At 66.9% G+C, this 17,536-nt stretch carries 14 protein-coding genes; 10 read left to right on the top strand and 4 right to left on the bottom strand.

Annotated elements, in window-relative coordinates:
- Positions 1-37 precede the first annotated feature (37 nt).
- Positions 38-316 carry a hypothetical protein gene (locus ABIC50_RS22905; RefSeq protein WP_126228058.1) on the bottom strand — a complete coding sequence of 93 codons (279 nt, stop codon included), beginning with the start codon at positions 314-316 and terminating at the stop codon, positions 38-40.
- 258 nt (positions 317-574) lie between these two features.
- On the opposite strand from ABIC50_RS22905, the gene ompR reads away from it, so the two are divergent.
- The 4 genes from ompR to ABIC50_RS22885 all read left to right on the top strand — a co-directional run bounded on the left by ompR (position 575) and on the right by ABIC50_RS22885 (position 4,052).
- On the top strand, positions 575-1,309 hold the full coding sequence (gene ompR / locus ABIC50_RS22900; protein WP_004192636.1) for an osmolarity response regulator transcription factor OmpR: 735 nt from the start codon (positions 575-577) through the stop codon (positions 1,307-1,309).
- A gap of 40 nt (positions 1,310-1,349) precedes the next feature.
- On the top strand, positions 1,350-2,711 hold the full coding sequence (locus tag ABIC50_RS22895; protein WP_011657176.1) for an ATP-binding protein: 1,362 nt from the start codon (positions 1,350-1,352) through the stop codon (positions 2,709-2,711).
- A gap of 188 nt (positions 2,712-2,899) precedes the next feature.
- Positions 2,900-3,448: a peroxiredoxin gene (locus ABIC50_RS22890; protein ID WP_006478563.1), complete on the top strand. Its 549-nt coding sequence runs from the start codon at positions 2,900-2,902 to the stop codon at positions 3,446-3,448.
- 76 nt (positions 3,449-3,524) lie between these two features.
- Positions 3,525-4,052 (top strand): carboxymuconolactone decarboxylase family protein, encoded by a 528-nt coding sequence (locus tag ABIC50_RS22885; protein ID WP_006752031.1) that lies wholly within the window; start codon positions 3,525-3,527, stop codon positions 4,050-4,052.
- Positions 4,053-4,211: 159 nt separating this feature from the next.
- Here the strand turns inward: ABIC50_RS22885 and ispF are convergent, their stop codons facing one another.
- Positions 4,212-4,697: a 2-C-methyl-D-erythritol 2,4-cyclodiphosphate synthase gene (gene ispF, locus ABIC50_RS22880; protein ID WP_175660552.1), complete on the bottom strand. Its 486-nt coding sequence runs from the start codon at positions 4,695-4,697 to the stop codon at positions 4,212-4,214.
- A gap of 29 nt (positions 4,698-4,726) precedes the next feature.
- A complete protein-coding gene (gene ispD / locus ABIC50_RS22875) occupies positions 4,727-5,437 on the bottom strand; it encodes a 2-C-methyl-D-erythritol 4-phosphate cytidylyltransferase (protein ID WP_354166950.1) in 711 nt (236 codons plus the stop codon).
- A gap of 108 nt (positions 5,438-5,545) precedes the next feature.
- On the opposite strand from ispD, the gene mfd reads away from it, so the two are divergent.
- The 3 genes from mfd (at position 5,546) to ABIC50_RS22860 (ending at position 11,413) form a co-directional block, all read left to right on the top strand.
- The gene (mfd, locus tag ABIC50_RS22870; protein ID WP_165751591.1) at positions 5,546-9,016 is read left to right on the top strand and encodes a transcription-repair coupling factor; all 3,471 of its coding nucleotides are present in this window, start codon (positions 5,546-5,548) and stop codon (positions 9,014-9,016) included.
- 96 nt (positions 9,017-9,112) lie between these two features.
- Positions 9,113-10,333 carry an acetylornithine deacetylase gene (gene argE / locus ABIC50_RS22865; RefSeq protein ID WP_342612979.1) on the top strand — a complete coding sequence of 407 codons (1,221 nt, stop codon included), beginning with the start codon at positions 9,113-9,115 and terminating at the stop codon, positions 10,331-10,333.
- A 60-nt stretch (positions 10,334-10,393) separates the two neighbouring features.
- Positions 10,394-11,413, top strand: a complete 1,020-nt coding sequence (locus ABIC50_RS22860) for a threonine/serine dehydratase family protein (protein ID WP_006752026.1) — start codon at positions 10,394-10,396, stop codon at positions 11,411-11,413.
- A gap of 228 nt (positions 11,414-11,641) precedes the next feature.
- Here ABIC50_RS22860 and ABIC50_RS22855 read toward each other — a convergent pair whose 3' ends face one another.
- Complete coding sequence (locus ABIC50_RS22855; protein ID WP_175660550.1) at positions 11,642-14,161, bottom strand: penicillin-binding protein 1A; 2,520 nt, start codon at positions 14,159-14,161, stop codon at positions 11,642-11,644.
- 438 nt (positions 14,162-14,599) lie between these two features.
- On the opposite strand from ABIC50_RS22855, the gene ABIC50_RS22850 reads away from it, so the two are divergent.
- From ABIC50_RS22850 to mscL, 3 genes are all read left to right on the top strand, one after another.
- On the top strand, positions 14,600-15,280 hold the full coding sequence (locus ABIC50_RS22850; RefSeq protein WP_012364094.1) for a PspA/IM30 family protein: 681 nt from the start codon (positions 14,600-14,602) through the stop codon (positions 15,278-15,280).
- Positions 15,281-15,357: 77 nt separating this feature from the next.
- Entirely contained in the window at positions 15,358-16,548 is a 1,191-nt protein-coding gene (locus ABIC50_RS22845; RefSeq protein ID WP_354166947.1) for a tetratricopeptide repeat protein, read from the top strand.
- 258 nt (positions 16,549-16,806) lie between these two features.
- On the top strand, positions 16,807-17,238 hold the full coding sequence (gene mscL, locus ABIC50_RS22840) for a large conductance mechanosensitive channel protein MscL (RefSeq protein ID WP_006760677.1): 432 nt from the start codon (positions 16,807-16,809) through the stop codon (positions 17,236-17,238).
- Positions 17,239-17,536: the final 298 nt, after the last annotated feature.

Below are 17,536 nucleotides of genomic sequence, written 5' to 3'. Positions count from 1 at the left end.
ACGGAATCTTTCGTTGCCGTGCGGGCACGCGTGCGTGTCAGCGCTTGTACAGCTCGCGAACGGCGTCCTCGATGTGCTGGCGCAGCAGGTGGCGCTCTTCGGGCGTCATGTGCCCGTCGCGGCGGTGCTGTTCGAGATCGGGAGGCACGGCGGACCGGACCGCCGTGTCGGCGGCGCGGTCGGACTGCGGCGCCTTGCCGCGCTGCAGCTTGCGCGACGATGCGCCCGCCTCGGGGCGCTGCGCATACGCGAAGTTCGACGCATATGGACCGGCAAGTGCGATCGTCAGCATCACTGCAATCCGCGCAGATCGCATGACCGTCCTCGCTTCTCTGGTCGATTTGTTCGCTTCGTCACGCGGCAACCGGTTACCTCTGGTACTTGAAAAACCCTGCGGAATTCGGGTGTACAAAGATGAAAGATGGAGTGCTGGGGAGTATCTACCGAACTCCGGCTTCGAGTAAAGGAATCTCTATAGCGTGCCTTTACTCCACGCGACACTACGGGTAAATTTTGTAACGGACTGTAACGCGCGAAAATACGCGAGCGTGCGTGATTTCCCATTCGCGATAAGATGCCGCTCATGGAAACGAAAAACCCCTCCAAGATTCTCGTCGTCGACGACGACCCGCGCCTGCGCGATCTGCTGCGCCGATATCTCGGCGAGCAGGGTTTCAACGTATACGTCGCGGAGAACGCGACTGCGATGAACAAGCTCTGGGTGCGCGAGCGCTTCGACCTGCTCGTGCTCGACCTGATGCTGCCGGGCGAGGACGGCCTGTCGATCTGCCGCCGCCTGCGCGGCAGCAACGATCGCACGCCGATCATCATGCTCACCGCGAAGGGCGAGGATGTCGATCGCATCGTCGGCCTCGAGATGGGCGCCGACGACTACCTGCCGAAACCGTTCAACCCGCGCGAACTGGTCGCGCGCATTCACGCGGTGCTGCGCCGCCAGGCGCCGGCCGAACTGCCGGGCGCGCCCTCGGAAACCACCGAGGTGTTCGAGTTCGGCGAATTCTCGCTGAACCTCGCGACGCGCACGCTCACGAAGTCGGGCCAGGAAATCCCGCTGACCACCGGCGAATTCTCGGTGCTGAAGGTGTTCGCGCGCCATCCGCGCCAGCCGCTGTCGCGCGAGAAGCTGATGGAGCTCGCGCGCGGCCGTGAATACGAAGTGTTCGACCGCAGCCTCGACGTCCAGATCTCGCGCCTGCGCAAGCTGATCGAGCCGGATCCGGGCAGCCCGCGTTTCATCCAGACTGTCTGGGGCCTCGGCTACGTGTTCATTCCGGACGGCGCCGCCTGATCTTTTTCCTTTCCGGTTTCGCCTGTCCTCGGCCCGTCCCATGCGTATCGACCGGCGCCTCCTGCAGCTCGCGTTCGGCGGGCTGTTCTGGCGCACCTTCCTGCTGATCGCGCTGCTGATCTCGGTCAGTCTCGCCGCGTGGTTCCAGAGCTTTCGCGTGATCGAGCGCGAGCCGCGCGCGCAGCGCGTCGCGCTCCAGCTCGTCGCGATCGTGAAGCTCACGCGCACCGCCCTGCTCTATTCCGATCCCGATTTGCGGCGCGCGCTGCTGCAGGATCTCGAGAGCAACGAGGGCGTGCGCGTCTACCCGCGCGAAAAAACCGACAAGTTCAAGCTGCAGCCCGACGAATCGCTGAACCGTCTGATCGAACACGATATCCGCAGCCGGCTCGGCGACGAGACCGTGATCGCGCAGTCGGTCAACGACATTCCCGGCGTGTGGATCAGCTTCAAGATCGACGACGACGACTACTGGGTCGCGCTCGACCGCGACCAGCTCGACAGCGTCACCGGCCTGCAGTGGGCCGGCTGGGGCCTGTTCGCGCTCGCGCTGTCGCTGTTCGGCTCCGCGTTCATCACGAGCCTCGTGAACCGGCCGTTCTCGCGGCTCGCGCTCGCCGCGCGCCAGATCGGCTCGGGCCAGACGCCCGAGCTGCTGCCCGAGCGCGGGATGGGCGTCGCGGCCGAGACCAACCGCAGCTTCAACCAGATGGTGCGCGACCTCGAACAGCTCGAGGCCGATCGCGCGCTGATGCTCGCGGGCATCTCGCACGACCTCCGCACACCGCTCGCGCGGCTGCGGCTCGAGACCGAGATGAGCCCGTCCGACCAGGCGACCAAGGATGCGATGGTCGACGACATCGAGCAGATGGACCGCATCATCGCGGCCTTCATCGACTACGCGCGTCCGTCCCAGCGCAAGCCGGAGCCGGTCGACCTGTCGTCGATCGCGCACGAAGTCGCCGCGCGCGTGTCGGGCGAGGACGGCGTCGAGATCCGCACGCGGCTTGCGCCGAGCGCGGTGATCGAAGCCGACGAGACCGACATGCGCCGCGTGATCGGCAACCTCGTCGAGAACGCGCGCAAATACGGCCAGAGCCGGCAGGACGGCGTGTCGCGCATCACGCTCGAGACGCGCGTGACGCACGCGCGGGTCGAGCTGTCGGTGACCGACGAAGGCCCCGGCATTCCCGAGGATCAGCTGCCGCTCGTGATGCGGCCGTTCTACCGCGTCGACACGGCGCGCACCAAGGCGGACGGCACGGGGCTCGGCATGGCGATCGTGCTGCGCCTCGTGGGCCGCTATCGCGGCGCGCTGCGCTTGCGCAACCGCAGCCCCGACGCGGGCCTCGAAGTCACGCTCGAATTCCCCGGCGCCGGCAAGGCGCGTGCGACGGCGTGACGCGTTCGCGCACGCGTCCTGCGCGTCACACTATCGGTGCGGTTGAAAAAAACTATGGGAATCGTTAGTCAAAATCTATTGAATCGCTTGGTTAATAGTGTTACAGTCTTCGCATGCTGTCACATCAACGTTGCAGCACCGAGGTAGCTTGACTCAGTCTTCTTCCCAACTCACACAGGAGTATCCGCATGAAAACCGTGGGCGATAAACTCGAAGCATTCACCGTCGTAGCCGCGAAGCCGGGCTTCAACAATCACGAGGAAAACGGCCAGTCGGCGTTCGAGACCGTCACCGAAGCGTCGTTCCCGGGCAAGTGGAAGATCATCTACTTCTATCCGAAGGATTTCACGTTCGTGTGCCCGACGGAAATCGTCGAGTTCGCGAAGCTGACGAAGCAGTTCGAAGAGCGCGACGCCGTCCTGCTCGGCGGCAGCTCGGACAACGAATTCGTGAAGCTCGCATGGCGCCGTGAGCACAAGGATCTCGACAAGCTGAACCACTACTCGTTCGGCGACGTCAAGGGCGAGCTGATCGACCAGCTCGGCGTGCGCGACAAGGAAGCCGGCGTGGCCCTGCGCGCGACGTTCATCGTCGATCCGGACAACACGATCCAGCACGTTTCGGTGAACAACCTGAACGTCGGCCGTAGCCCGGAAGAAGTCCTGCGCATTCTGGACGGCCTGCAAACGGACGAACTGTGCCCGTGCAACCGTGCAGTCGGCGGCGCAACGCTGTAAGCGCATCGATGCACGAAGCCCGCGGCGCACGTTCTGCCTGCGGGCTTTTTTAACGGCCAACCCATAGGAGATATCAATGGAATTCATCGACTCGATTAAGGCACGTATTCCCGACTACGCGAAGGACATTCGCCTGAACCTCGACGGCACGATCTCGCGCTCGTCGCTCGAAGGCAACGATGCGGTCGGCGTGGCGCTGGCGGCAGCGGTCGCGGCGAAGAGCACCGTGCTCGTGAAGACGATCCGCGAAGCCGGCGTGCTGTCGCCCGAAGAGACGAACGCCGTGCTGACGGCGGCCGCGCTGATGGGGATGAACAACACCTGGTATCCGTATGTCGAGATGGCCGACGACGCCGACCTGAAGACGCAGCGCGCCGAACTGCGGATGGGCGCGTATGCGTCGCACGGCGGCGTCGACAAGCGCCGCTTCGAGATGTACGCGCTCGCCGCGTCGATCGTCGGCAAGTGCCACTTCTGCGTGAAGTCGCACTATGCGCTGCTGAAGAACGAGCAAGGGATGACGACGACGCAGCTGCGCGACGTCGGCCGCATCGCGTCGGTGATCAACGCCGCCGCGCAGGTGATCGCCGCCGAAGGCGAGTAAGCGCACCGCTCGGCCGGCAGCGCGGTGCGGCGGTCCTTCGACGCCGCATCCGCCGCCCCGGGCCAGAAACGAAAATGCCACGCAAGCGCGTGGCATTTTTCATTGCGGCGGCGCAGCCTGCGCGCCGCTTCGGGCCGGCGTCGACCCGGCATCAGGCGCTCACGCGCCCTCTTTCACCAGCAGCGCGGCGGCCTGCGCCTCGATGCCGTCGCCGCGGCCGAGGTAGCCGAGCTTCTCGTTGGTCTTCGCCTTCACGTTCACGCGCTCGAGCGGCAGCCCGAGATCGGCCGCGATGTTCGCACGCATCCCGTCGATATGCGGGGCGAGCTTCGGCGCCTGCGCGATCACGGTGCTGTCGACGTTCTGGATCGTGAAGCCGGCCGCCTTCACGCGGGCGGCGCACTCGCGCAGCAGCACGCGGCTGTCCGCCCCCTTGAACGCGGCGTCGGTGTCGGAGAAATGGCGGCCGATGTCGCCGAGCGCCGCCGCGCCGAACAGCGCGTCGGTGATCGCGTGCAGCAGCACGTCCGCGTCCGAATGGCCGAGCAGGCCGCGCTCGTACGGAATCGTCACGCCGCCGATGATGAGGGGGCGCCCCGGGACGAGCTGGTGCACGTCGTAGCCTTGTCCGATTCTGAAATCCATGCGTATTCCGGTGTGAGATGAGGTGAAAGTCAGGAAGCGTTCGTGCCGCGCGCGAGGATCGCTTCGGCGAGCGCGAAATCTTCAGGGTACGTGACCTTGAAGTTGCGCAGGCTGCCCTGCACGACGCGCGGGGTATGACCGGCCCATTCGATCGCGCTGGCCTCGTCGGTCAGGTCGTGCCCTTCCCGCTGCGCGCGCAGGATCGCGTCGCGCAGCATGCCGATGCGGAACATCTGCGGCGTCTGCGCCTGCCACAGCGCGTCGCGCGACTCGGTGCGGGCGATCGCGTCGCCGCCGGCCGGCACGCGCTTGAGCGTATCGGCCACCGGCAGCGCGACGATACCGCCGACCGGATCGTCCTTCAGCGCCGCGACCAGCGTGCGGATCAGCTCCGGCGTGATGCCGGGGCGCGCGGCGTCGTGCACGAGCACCCAGTCCTGGTCGGTCGCGCCGAATTCGCCCAGCTCCAGCAGCCCGTTGAGCACCGACGCCTGCCGCGAGCCGCCGCCGCAGCGGCGCACCGCAAAGCGCAGGCCCGCGAAGCGGCGCGCGTCGAAGTGCGTGTCGTCGGGCGCGAGGACGACGAGCGTCTGCGCGAATTCGCTGCACGCGTCGAACGCGGCGAGCGTGTAATGCAGGAGCGCGCGGCCGGCCAGCGTGCGGTATTGCTTCGGCACGGCCGAACCGGAGCGGCTGCCCGTGCCGGCGCAAGGAATCAGGGCGAAAAGTCGGGGAGTCACGAAGTGGAAACGCCGGAAAGATGAAATCGAGAAGCGGATTTTATAATAGGTCTTTCGTCTCGACCGGCGCACCGCGCCGCGCCCGTGCCCGCCACCCCTGCCGTCCCTATGCCAGACAACGCTTCCATCCCGTTCGCCTCGCCCGTCGCCCGCGTCAAACCGGGCCAGCGGTTCGCCTTCGACGGCACGCACGGCTCCGCCGACGCACTCGCCATCGCCCGCTATCTCGCCGAGAACCGCGCCGCGGTGCCGCTCCTTGCGGTGATCTGCGCGAACGCGGTCGACGCGCAGCGGCTGTCGCAGGAACTCCGCTACTTCTCGCCCGATGCGCGCGTGCGCCTGCTGCCGGACTGGGAAACGCTGCCGTACGACACGTTCTCGCCGCACCAGGATCTCGTCTCCGAGCGGCTCGCGACGCTGCACGACCTCGGCGAGGGCCGCTGCGACATCCTGCTGGTGCCCGCGACCACCGCGCTGTACCGGATGCCGCCCGCGTCGTTCATGGCCGCGTACACCTTCGCGTTCGCGCAGGGCGAGCGGCTCGACGAGGCGAAGCTGAAGGCGCAGCTCACGCTGGCCGGCTACGAACACGTGAGCCAGGTCGTGCGGCCCGGCGAATACTGCGTGCGCGGCTCGCTGATCGACCTGTACCCGATGGGCTCGCCGCTGCCGTACCGGATCGACCTGTTCGATGACCAGGTCGACTCGATCCGCGCGTTCGATCCCGATACGCAGCGCAGCCTCTACCCGGTTCGCGACGTGCGCCTGTTGCCCGGCCGCGAGTTTCCGTTCGACGAAGCCGCGCGCACGGCCTTTCGCAGCCGCTGGCGCGAGACCTTCGAAGGCGACCCGAGCCGCGCGCCGATCTACAAGGACATCGGCAACGGCGTGCCGTCGGCCGGCATCGAGTACTACCTGCCGCTGTTCTTCGATGAGACGGCCACGCTGTTCCACTACCTGCCGCAGGACGCGCACCTCGTGTTCACCGGCGATCTCGAAGCGTCGATCCGCCGCTTCACGGCCGATACGAAGCAGCGCCACGCGTTCCTCGCGCACGACCGCGAGCGGCCGATCCTCGAGCCGCAGCGCCTGTTCCTGTCCGACGAGGATTTCTTCGCGTTCGCGAAGCCGTTCGCGCGCGTCGTGCTGCCCGCGCAGCCGGCCGGCGGCTGGGCGACGGGCCTGCCCGAGCTCACGGTCGATCGCCATGCCGACGATCCGCTCGCCGCGCTGCGCACGTTCGTCGAATCGTCGGGCAAGCGCGTGCTGCTGACGGTCGAATCGGCCGGCCGCCGCGAAACGATCCTGCAACTGCTCGCCGAGCATCACCTGCGCCCCGCGTCGAACGACCACTTCGCGGGCTGGCTCGAAAGCGATGCGCCGTTCGCGCTCGGTGTCGCGCCGCTCGCGAGCGGCTTCGCGGTGCCGGGCGAAGGCTACGCGATCGTCACCGAAACCGAGCTGTACGGCGCGCTCGGCCGGCGCGCGGGCCGGCGCCGCCAGGAACAGGCGAGCAACGTCGACGCGATGGTGCGCGACCTGTCGGAGCTGAAGGTCGGCGACCCGGTCGTCCACGCGCAGCACGGCATCGGCCGCTACATGGGCCTCGTGTCGATGGATCTCGGCGAAGGCGAGACCGAATTCCTGCACCTCGAATACGCGGGCGACAGCAAGCTCTACGTGCCGGTCGCGCAATTGCACGTGATCTCGCGCTACAGCGGCGCCGATCCCGACAGCGCACCGCTGCACGCGCTCGGCTCGGGCCAGTGGGAGCGCGCGAAGCGCAAGGCCGCGCAGCAGATTCGCGACACGGCGGCCGAGCTGCTGAACCTGTATGCGCGCCGCGCGGCCCGCGAAGGCCACGCGTTCGCGCTCGATCCGCGCGACTACGTGAAGTTCGCGGAAAGCTTCGGCTTCGAGGAAACGCCCGACCAAGCGGCGGCCATCGCGGCGGTGATCGGCGACATGACGAGCGGCAAGCCGATGGACCGCCTCGTGTGCGGCGACGTCGGCTTCGGCAAGACCGAGGTCGCGCTGCGCGCCGCGTTCATCGCGGTGATGGGCGGCAAGCAGGTCGCGCTGCTGTCGCCGACCACGCTGCTCGCCGAGCAGCACACGCAGACCTTCGTCGACCGCTTCGCGGACTGGCCTGTGCGCATCGTCGAGCTGTCGCGCTTCAAGACCACGAAGGAAGTGAATGCGGCGATCGCGCAGATCAACGAAGGCACCGTCGACATCGTGATCGGCACGCACAAGCTGCTGTCGTCGGACGTGCAGTTCAAGCGCCTCGGCCTCGTGATCATCGACGAGGAACACCGCTTCGGCGTGCGCCAGAAGGAAGCGCTGAAGGCGCTGCGCGCGGAAGTCGACGTGCTGACGCTGACCGCCACGCCGATCCCGCGTACGCTCGGGATGGCGCTCGAGGGGCTGCGCGACTTCTCGGTGATCGCGACCGCGCCGCAGAAGCGGCTCGCGATCAAGACCTTCGTGCGCCGCGAGGAAGAAAGCGTGATCCGCGAGGCGATGCTGCGCGAGCTGAAACGCGGCGGCCAGGTGTACTTCCTGCACAACGAGGTCGAGACGATCGAGAACCGCAGGGCGATGCTCGAGGAACTCGTGCCCGAAGCGCGCATCGTGATCGCGCACGGCCAGATGCACGAGCGCGAACTCGAACGCGTGATGCGCGATTTCGTCGCGCAGCGCGCGAACGTGCTGCTGTGCACGACCATCATCGAGACCGGCATCGACGTGCCGAGCGCGAACACGATCATCATGCACCGCGCGGACAAGTTCGGCCTCGCGCAGCTTCACCAACTGCGCGGCCGCGTCGGCCGTTCGCACCACCAGGCGTATGCGTACCTGCTGGTCCACGATCCGCAGTCGCTGACCAAGCAGGCGCAGCGCCGGCTCGAGGCGATCCAGCAGATGGAGGAACTCGGTTCGGGCTTCTATCTCGCGATGCACGACCTCGAGATCCGCGGCACCGGCGAGGTGCTCGGCGACAAGCAGTCGGGCGAGATCCACGAGATCGGCTTCCAGCTGTACACCGACATGCTGAACGACGCGGTGAAGGCGCTGAAGAACGGCAAGGAGCCCGATCTCACCGCACCGCTCGCCGCGACGACGGAAATCAACCTGCATGCGCCCGCGATCCTGCCGGCCGACTACTGCGCGGACGTGCAGGAGCGGCTGTCGCTGTACAAGCGTCTCGCGAACTGCGAGCACGGCGACGCGATCGACGGCATCCAGGAAGAGCTGATCGACCGCTTCGGCAAGCTGCCGCCGCAGGCGCACGCGCTCGTCGAGACGCACCGGCTGCGGCTGGCCGCGAAGCCACTCGGCATCGTCAAGATCGACGCGAGCGAGGCCGCGATCGGGCTGCAGTTCGAGCCGAATCCGCCGATCGATCCGATGCGCATCATCGACATGGTGCAGAAGCACCGGCACATCAAGCTCGCGGGCCAGGACAAGCTGCGCATCGAGACGCGCTCGCCCGATCTCGCGATCCGCGTGTCGACGATCAAGGAAACGCTGCGCGCGCTCGCGCCGCGCGCCGACGCCGCGACCGCGGCACGCTGAGCGCGCGGCCGCGATGCTGCACCGCATCGCGGCCGGCGAAGGCGGGCCGGCGCGTTTTTGAGTATGATTTTCCCATTCCTCAGACGGAGTTTTGCCATGTCCACTCTCGACGCGACGGCGCCGTCCGCCGCCGACCAAGGCGACGCTTCGCTCGTCAGCCTGCCCTGGATCAAGCAGCTGGTGTCGATGGACACGACGAGCCGCGTGCCGAACCTCGGCCTGATCGAAGCGGTGCGCGACGCGCTGGCCGCGAAGGGCATCGTGTCGACGCTCACGCACGATCCGCGCGAAGGCTGGGCCAACCTGTTCGCGACCGTGCCCGCGCACGACGGCTCGACCGACGGCGGCATCGTGCTGTCGGGGCACACCGACGTCGTGCCGGTCGACGGCCAGCAGTGGGACAGCAACCCGTTCGCGCCGGAAATCCGCGATGGCCGCCTGTACGGCCGCGGCACCTGCGACATGAAGGGCTTCATCGGCGCGGCGCTCGCGCTGCTGCCCGAGATGCAGGCGACGAAGCTCGCGAAGCCGATTCATTTCGCGCTGTCCTACGACGAGGAAATCGGCTGCGCGGGCGCACCGCTGCTGATCGCCGATCTCGTCAAGCGCGGCGTGAAGCCGTCCGGCTGCATCGTCGGCGAGCCGACCAGCATGCGGCCGATCATCGCGCACAAGGGCATCAACGCGTACCGCTGCTGCGTGCGCGGTCACGCCGCGCACTCGTCGCTGACGCCGAAGGGCCTGAACGCGATCGAATACGCGGCGCGCCTCATCTGCCACATCCGCGACATCGCCGAGCGCTTCCGTGCGGAAGGCCCGTTCGACGAGCTGTACGACGTACCGTTCACGACCGCGCAGACGAGCACGATCCAGGGCGGCAACGCGATCAACACGGTGCCGGCCGAATGCCGGTTCGACTTCGAGTTCCGCAACCTGCCGACGCTCGATCCCGAGCAGATCTTCACGCGCATCGAAGCGTATGCGCAGGAAACGCTGCTGCCGCAGATGCTGCGCGAACATCCGAACGCGGCGATCGAGTTCTCGAAGATCGCGGCGGCACCCGGCCTCGACGCGACGGAACAGGCCGCGATCACGCAGCTCGTGCGCGCGCTGACGGCCGACCAGGACAAGCGCAAGGTCGCATACGGCACGGAGGCCGGCCTGTTCGAACGCGCGGGCATCCCGAGCGTCGTGTGCGGGCCCGGCAACATCGAGCAGGCGCACAAGCCGAACGAATATGTCGAGCTCGCGCAGCTCGCCGCCTGCGAGCAGTTTCTGCGCAAGTTCATCCGCAGCATGTCGGTCGACGCACACTGACTGCCCCGCCACGCCGGCCTGCGTGTGCGGGCCGGCCCCACCCCCGCCACCCGCCACGTCATGTCGACTGAACAACAGGGCACCGCCCATACGACGATCGACGGCGAGCCGATTCCGACGCTCGACGAAATCGCCGCGCAGCATTTCGCGTTGTCACCGTGGGTCGCGCGCACGCCGGTGTTCGAGCGCGCCGATCTCCCATCCCTCGAGGGCACGCACGTCAACTTCAAGTTCGAGCTGCTGCAGGCGAGCGGCAGCTTCAAGGCGCGCGGCGCGTTCACGCACCTGCTGGCACTCGACGAAGCGCGCAAGAACGCCGGCGTCACGTGTGTCTCGGCCGGCAATCATGCGGCGGCCGTCGCGTATGCGGCGATGCGGCTCGGCAGCAGTGCGAAGGTCGTGATGTTCCATACCGCGAGCCCGACGCGCATCGCGCAGTGCAAGCAGTACCGCGCGGAAGTCGTGCTGGCCGGCAGCGCGTCGCAGGCGTTCGACCTCGTACGGCGGATCGAGGCCGAGGAAGGCCGCTTCTTCATCCATCCGTTCAACGGCTATCACACGATTCTCGGCACCGCGACGCTCGGCTACGAATGGGCGACGCAGACGCCCGATCTCGACGCGGTGATCGTGCCGATCGGCGGCGGTGGGCTCGCGGCCGGCATGGCGACCGCGCTGCGGCTCGCGAATCCGCGCGTGCACGTGTACGGCGTCGAGCCGGAAGGCGCCGACGCGATGTGCCGCAGCTTCGCGGCGAATCACACGATCAAGATGAGCGCGATGCAGACCATCGCCGATTCGCTGATGGCGCCGCACACCGAGGAATACAGCTATCAGCTGTGCCGGCGCCACATCGACCGCATCGTCACGGTGTCCGACGACGCGCTGCGCGCGGCGATGCTGTTCCTGTTCTCGCACCTGAAGCTGGCGGTCGAACCGGCGTGCGCGGCGGCGCTCGCGGCGCTGCTCGGCCCGCTGCGCGAGACGCTGCAGGGCAAGCGCGTCGGCGTGCTGCTGTCTGGCACGAATACCGACCCCGCGACACTCGGCATGCATCTCGCGCACGCGAAACTGCAGCACTGAACCTGCGCATGGCGCTGCGGGTTATCCCCAGTTTATGTTGACAGCCCTGTTGATAACCCGCCGGGCAAGCACGCAAGTGGTTGAGCGCGCAGCGTTTTACAAGCGCGAAGCGTGCCGGACGCGAAATAGGCAGATGACGCCGCCGACGCGCGTGGGTTGACGCACGGCGACACGCAAAAAAACGGGCGCCCGAAGGCGCCCGTCGCATGCGAAACATCCGCGTATCGCTTACTTGTTTTCGAACATGTCCATGATCTGCTGCTTCTCCTGCTGCGTGACGGGCGGCGGCGCAAGCCCGGCCGCGCCGGCCGAGCCGAGTGCGTCGTTCGCGCTGATTGCGTTCTCGGCCGGGTTGATGTCCACGCTCCCGACGAAGCCGTTGCCCGGCGTGCGATCGGCGTAGTACAGCTCGCCGTCGACCGTCGTCAGGCCGTCCGGCATCGGCATCTGCTGCTCGGGCACGCCGTTCAGCGCGGTGCGCATGTAGTTCACCCAGATCGGCAGCGCGAGCTGCGCGCCGAATTCGCGGCTGCCGAGGCTCTTCGGCTGATCGAAGCCCATCCACGCGACCGCGACGAGCGACTGCTGGTAGCCGGCGAACCAGCCATCCTTCGCATCGTTCGTCGTACCCGTCTTGCCCTGCAGGTCGCCGCGGCCGAGCGCGTTGGTGCCCGCGCCCGTGCCGGCCGTCGCGACCGTATGCAGCAGGCTGTTCATCACGTACGCGTTGCGACCTTCGATCGTGCGCGCCGCCGTGCTGCCGGCGACCACCGGCTGCGACCGCTGCAGCGCCTGCCCGTGCGCGTCGTCGACTTCGGCGATCAGATACGGATCGACCTTGTAGCCGCCGTTCGCGAACACCGCATAGCCGGTGGCGAGCTGCAGCGGCGTGACGAGCCCTGCACCGAGCGCCATCGGCAGGTACGGCGGCGTCTTCGCCGGATCGAAGCCGAAGCGCTGCGTCACGTACTGCTGCGCGTACTGCGTGCCGATCGACGCGAGGATCCGGATCGACACGAGGTTCTTCGAACGCTGCAGGCCGGTACGCATCGACATCGGGCCGTCCGGCTGGTCGTCGTCCTTCGGCTCCCACGCGGTGCCGCCCGGCACGCTCGGCGGGAAGTACAGCGGTGCATCGTTGATGATCGTCGCCGGTCCGAGGCCCTTGTCGAGCGACGCCGAATAAATGAACGGCTTGAACGACGAACCCGGCTGGCGCCACGCCTGCGTCACGTGGTTGAACTTGCTCTTGTTGAAGTCGAAGCCGCCGACGAGCGAGCGGATCGCCCCGTCCTGCGGCGCGATCGCGACGAGCGCGCCTTCGACCTGCGGCAGCTGCACGACCTGCCAGCCCGTCTTGCCATCCTTCAGCACGCGCACGATCGAACCCGGCTTGATCCGCAGCGTGGCATTCGCGCGCTGATTCAGCGCGCCCGACACGAAGCGCAGCCCGGCCGGGCCGATCGTCGTCGTCGCGCCGCCGACGAACTGCACCTCGACCGCGTTCGGCGACGCCGCCAGCACCACCGCCGATTGCAGATCGCCGTTGTCCGGATGATCGGCGAGCGCGTCGTCGATCGCCTCGTCGCGCTCGTCGCCGGCCGCCGGCAGGTTGATCGAGCCTTCCGGCCCGCGATAGCCGTGGCGGCGCTCGTAATCGAGAATGCCGCGACGCACGGCCTGGTACGCCGCTTCCTGATCGGCCGAGTTGATCGTCGTCGTGACGGTCAGCCCGCGCGTATAGGTTTCGTCCTTGTACTGCTGGTACATCATCTGCCGCACCATCTCGGACACGTATTCGCCGTGCACCGCATACTGGTTGCCCGGCGTGCGCACGCGGATCTCCTCCTTCACCGCCTGGTCGTACTGCGGCTGCGTGATGTAGCCGATCTCGAGCATGCGCTTCAGGATGTATTCCTGACGCACCTTCGCGCGCTTCGGATTGACGACCGGGTTATACGCGGACGGCGCCTTCGGCAGCCCCGCGAGCATCGCCGCTTCCGCGAGCGTGATGTCCTTCAGGTCCTTGCCGAAATACACGCGCGCGGCGGCCGCGAAGCCGTACGAGCGCTGGCCCAGGTAGATCTGGTTCATGTACAGCTCGAGGATCTGGTCCTTCGTCAGCGCCTTCTCGATCTTGTACGCGAGCAGCATCTCGTAGATCTTGCGCGTATACGTCTTCTCGCTCGACAGGAAGAAGTTGCGCGCGACCTGCATCGTGATCGTGCTCGCGCCCTGGCGCGCGCCGCCGTGCATCAGGTCGGCCACGCCCGCGCGCAGGATGCCGAGGAAGTCGACGCCGCCGTGTTCGTAGAAGCGGTAGTCCTCGATCGCGAGCACGGCCTTCTTCATCACGTCGGGAATGTCCTGGAAGCGCACGAGGCTGCGGCGCTCCTCGCCGAACTCGCCGATCAGCACGTGATCGGCGGTGAACACGCGCAACGGCACCTTCGGCTGGTAGTTGGTCAGCGCATCGAGCGACGGCAGTTGCGGTGCCATCACGACGAGTGCGTAGCCGACGATCAGCGCGCCGACGACCGCGAGCGTCGCGAACAGTCCGACGAACCACAGCGCGACGCGCGAGCCGAACGAGCGGCGGCCGCCGCCCCCGCCTCCACGGCGCTGCGTGCGGCGATCGTCGTCGCCGTTGTCGTCATCGGGGTAGTAGGCTCCCGACGGCGAACGGCGCAATGTGTAGTGAGGTTCGTTCCGGTCGGAAGAAGAAGGCGGTCGTTTGATAATTGGCATGTCGGAATGGCAGGCGGCGTGGCGCCCTCGGACGCATGCGGAAATGCAAGCGGATGAATCAGAGTGTGGTGCATCGTGGCAACTGTCACGTCGACAGACCCCGCCGCGCGGCGATCCGTTCCCGCGACGTGACAGCGCATTTTAATGAAATCGACCGGTTGACTTCGCGATTTTTTGTAAAAATTCCCGCACCGCCGCGATTTGCGGAACGTATTGGCCGCATGCTCCGCCTATCATGGACACGCGGCCCGTCGCGTGCCGCGGCGTTGCTTTCAAACGCGAAAGGTTCGAATACTCCGCACGCATCGCGCTTGAACTCCAGCGCTTAAGCCGTATTTAAGGAGCCGGCGGTGTAATATCCGCCGGCTCACGCGGGTCGGAACCGATTCGCGACGGGTACTGCCGCTCACGCGGCACCTTTCAACCACGGAGGATTTCATGTCGCTTTTCGACTCTATTTCGCGCACGATCAAAGGCCTGCTGAACGATGCGGCCGACTCGGTACAGGATCCGTCGCGCGACGCACGGCAGATCGTGCGGGAGCTCGACGACAGCATCGGCCGTGCCGAGAATTCGCTGATCGAGATCGAGGCACAAGTCGCGACCCAGCGCAGCAAGCGCGATGCGGCCGACGACAAGGTGAAGAAGTACGAAGACGGCGCGAAGCGCGCGCTGCAGGCCGGCGACGAAGCACTCGCACGCGAGGCGCTCGCCGCGCAATCGAACGCCGAAGCCGAGCGCGATGCACTCGCGGCCGAGCTGACGACGCTCGAACCGTCGGTCGACAAGCTGAAGGGGCAGATCGCCGACATGCGCCAGCGCCGCAACGACCTGAACTCGCGCTCGAACATCCTGCAGGCGAAGCATGAAATCGCGCAGGCGAAGGACGTCGCGGCAACCGCGCTCGGCGGCATCGGCGGCAAGAACCTGTCCGAGGACTTCCAGAAGCTCGAGGACAAGGTCGCGCTGCAGAACGCGCGCTCGGACGCCCGCCTGAACTCGGCCGACACGTCGAGCGGCAAGGCGCTCGAGGACAAGCTCGCCGCGCTGAACAAGGGCCCGTCGGTGGAAGACCGCCTCGCCGCGCTGAAGAAGCAGCTCGACACGCCCGCGCAGTAACGGCAACCGCGCCGCGGGCCGCAGGCTCGCGGCGCGCATCGATCGTCAGGAGACGGGCGCTCGCGCCCGGTTCGACCATGAAGAAATCTCTCGCCGCACTCGGCTGCTCGCTGATGCTGCTGTCGTCCGCGGCATTCGCAGTCCCGTCGCTGCAGCAAGTCGAGCAGTCGATCGCCCAGCGCGACTGGCAGCGCGCGGACTCGCAGCTGTCGCAAGTCATCGACGCCCACCCGAACAACGCGCATGCGCACTACCTGTACGCGCAGGTGCTGGACCGCGAAGGCCGCGCGTCGGACGCGCTCGCGCAACTGCAGCGGGCGAAGTCGCTCGATCCGCAACTGCGCTTCACCGATGCGTCGCGCTTCGCGCAGACCGAATCGCGCATTCGCGCGGACGCCGCGCGCGTGAGCGGCAACACACCGTCGGCCACGCAGGCCGGCTCGTTGCAGTCGTCGCTCGCACCGGCCGCGCCGGTCGCGAAACACGGTCCGTCGACCGGCATGTGGATCGGCATCGCGCTGATCGTCGCACTCATCGCGCTGGTGCTGCGCTGGACGCTGCGGCGCGCGCGCTCGGCCGACGACGGCCGCGCCGACGACGAACGCCGCACGCAATTGAAGCGCGCGACCGACGTGCTGAACGACATTCGTCCGCTGAAACTCGACGCGAAGCTGTCGACGGCGCCCGGCGCCGCCGCGCTCACCGGCGAGCTCGAAGGCATCGAGACCGATGCACGCACGCTCGTCGAAGCGCTGTCGAACGGCAAGAACCCGGTGCCGCCGTATCGCATCGACGAGCTCGAGCAGCGGCATGCGAGCGTGAAGGCACGCGTCGAAGGCCGCCCCGATCCGGCCGCGCAGCCCGCGGCGCCGGCGAACGGTAGCGGCTCCGTGTATGCGCAGGAAGCCGATCGCATGACCGGCACGCAAGGCCAGCCGTATCAGCAACCGCCATACCCGCAACAGCCGTATCCCCCACAACCGTATCCGCAACAGCAGCCGCCCGTCGTGGTCCAGCAAGGCGGCGGTTTCGCCGGCGGGATGGGCGGGCTGCTGACCGGCGTGCTGCTCGGTGAAGCGATGTCGGGCGGGCGCGAGCGCGTGGTCGAGCGCGACGTGATCGTCGACGACCAGCGCCGGCGCCCGGAGAACAACGATCCGGGCTTCGACTTCGGTCGCGGCGACGATTCGAACTGGAGCGATGGCAACGGCGGCGGCGGTGTCGATCTCGGCAGCAACGACGACGGCTGGACCGACGACAACACCTGAGCATTCGCACGCGGGCGTCGACGCATCGCGCGACGCCCGCCTCTCACGCCGCGCGTCCTTTCACTCCCGCTCTCGCCGGCGGCCGGATCGCCGGCCGCCCCGCCGCCGGATTTGTCAATCATTTCAAGATGGGCTACCGGCAATGGGGCACGTTCGCTATCATGCGGCCATCGGCGTGCCTCCGATCCCATCCGACGTTTCGCAGCCCTGCGCGTCGCGGCACGCCTTCCCCTAGCCTCAATCAGGAGAAAGCCGCTCATGAGCATAATCAAGGAATTCAAGGAGTTCGCCGTCAAAGGCAACGTGATGGATCTCGCCGTCGGCGTGATCATCGGCGGCGCGTTCTCGAAGATCGTCGACTCGGTCGTGAAAGACCTCATCATGCCGGTGATCGGCGTGCTGACCGGCGGTCTGGATTTCTCGAACAAGTTCGTTCTGCTCGGCACCATCCCCCCGACGTTCAAGGGTAATCCCGATTCGTTCAAGGATCTGCAGGCCGCGGGCGTCGCCGCGTTCGGCTACGGCTCGTTCATCACCGTGGCGATCAACTTCGTGATCCTTGCGTTCATCATTTTCCTGATGGTGAAATTCATCAACAAGCTGCGCAAGCCGGAAGAAGCCGCGCCGGCCGCGACGCCGGAAGACATCGTGCTGCTGCGCGAGATCCGCGATTCGCTCAAGCAACGCTGAGCACCGCGCCACGCTGCATCTGCCGGGCCCGCAAAATGCGGGCCTTTTTCATGCGTGCGCCGCACGCATGCGCGTGCCGCACGCCGCCGCGCGACGCTTATCTCACTTTTTTGTGACGCACGAATGCACGCGCGGGAAAAGCAGGTCTATGATGGAGACTAAACGACAGTACGGGCGCCGAGACGCTGGCTGTGTCGATCATCGTGGCAAGCGGGTCGACGGGAGACATTGATCGTCGTACCGCACGAGTGCAGCATTTTCGTGTGCTATAAAGGATCGACATGCGGCGTACATAGCC

The sequence above is a fragment of the Burkholderia sp. 567 genome, from assembly GCF_040545115.1.
Taxonomy (GTDB): domain Bacteria; phylum Pseudomonadota; class Gammaproteobacteria; order Burkholderiales; family Burkholderiaceae; genus Burkholderia; species Burkholderia ambifaria.
Note: the sequence above shows the minus strand (reverse complement) of the source record. Positions and strands in the feature narration are given on the sequence as shown.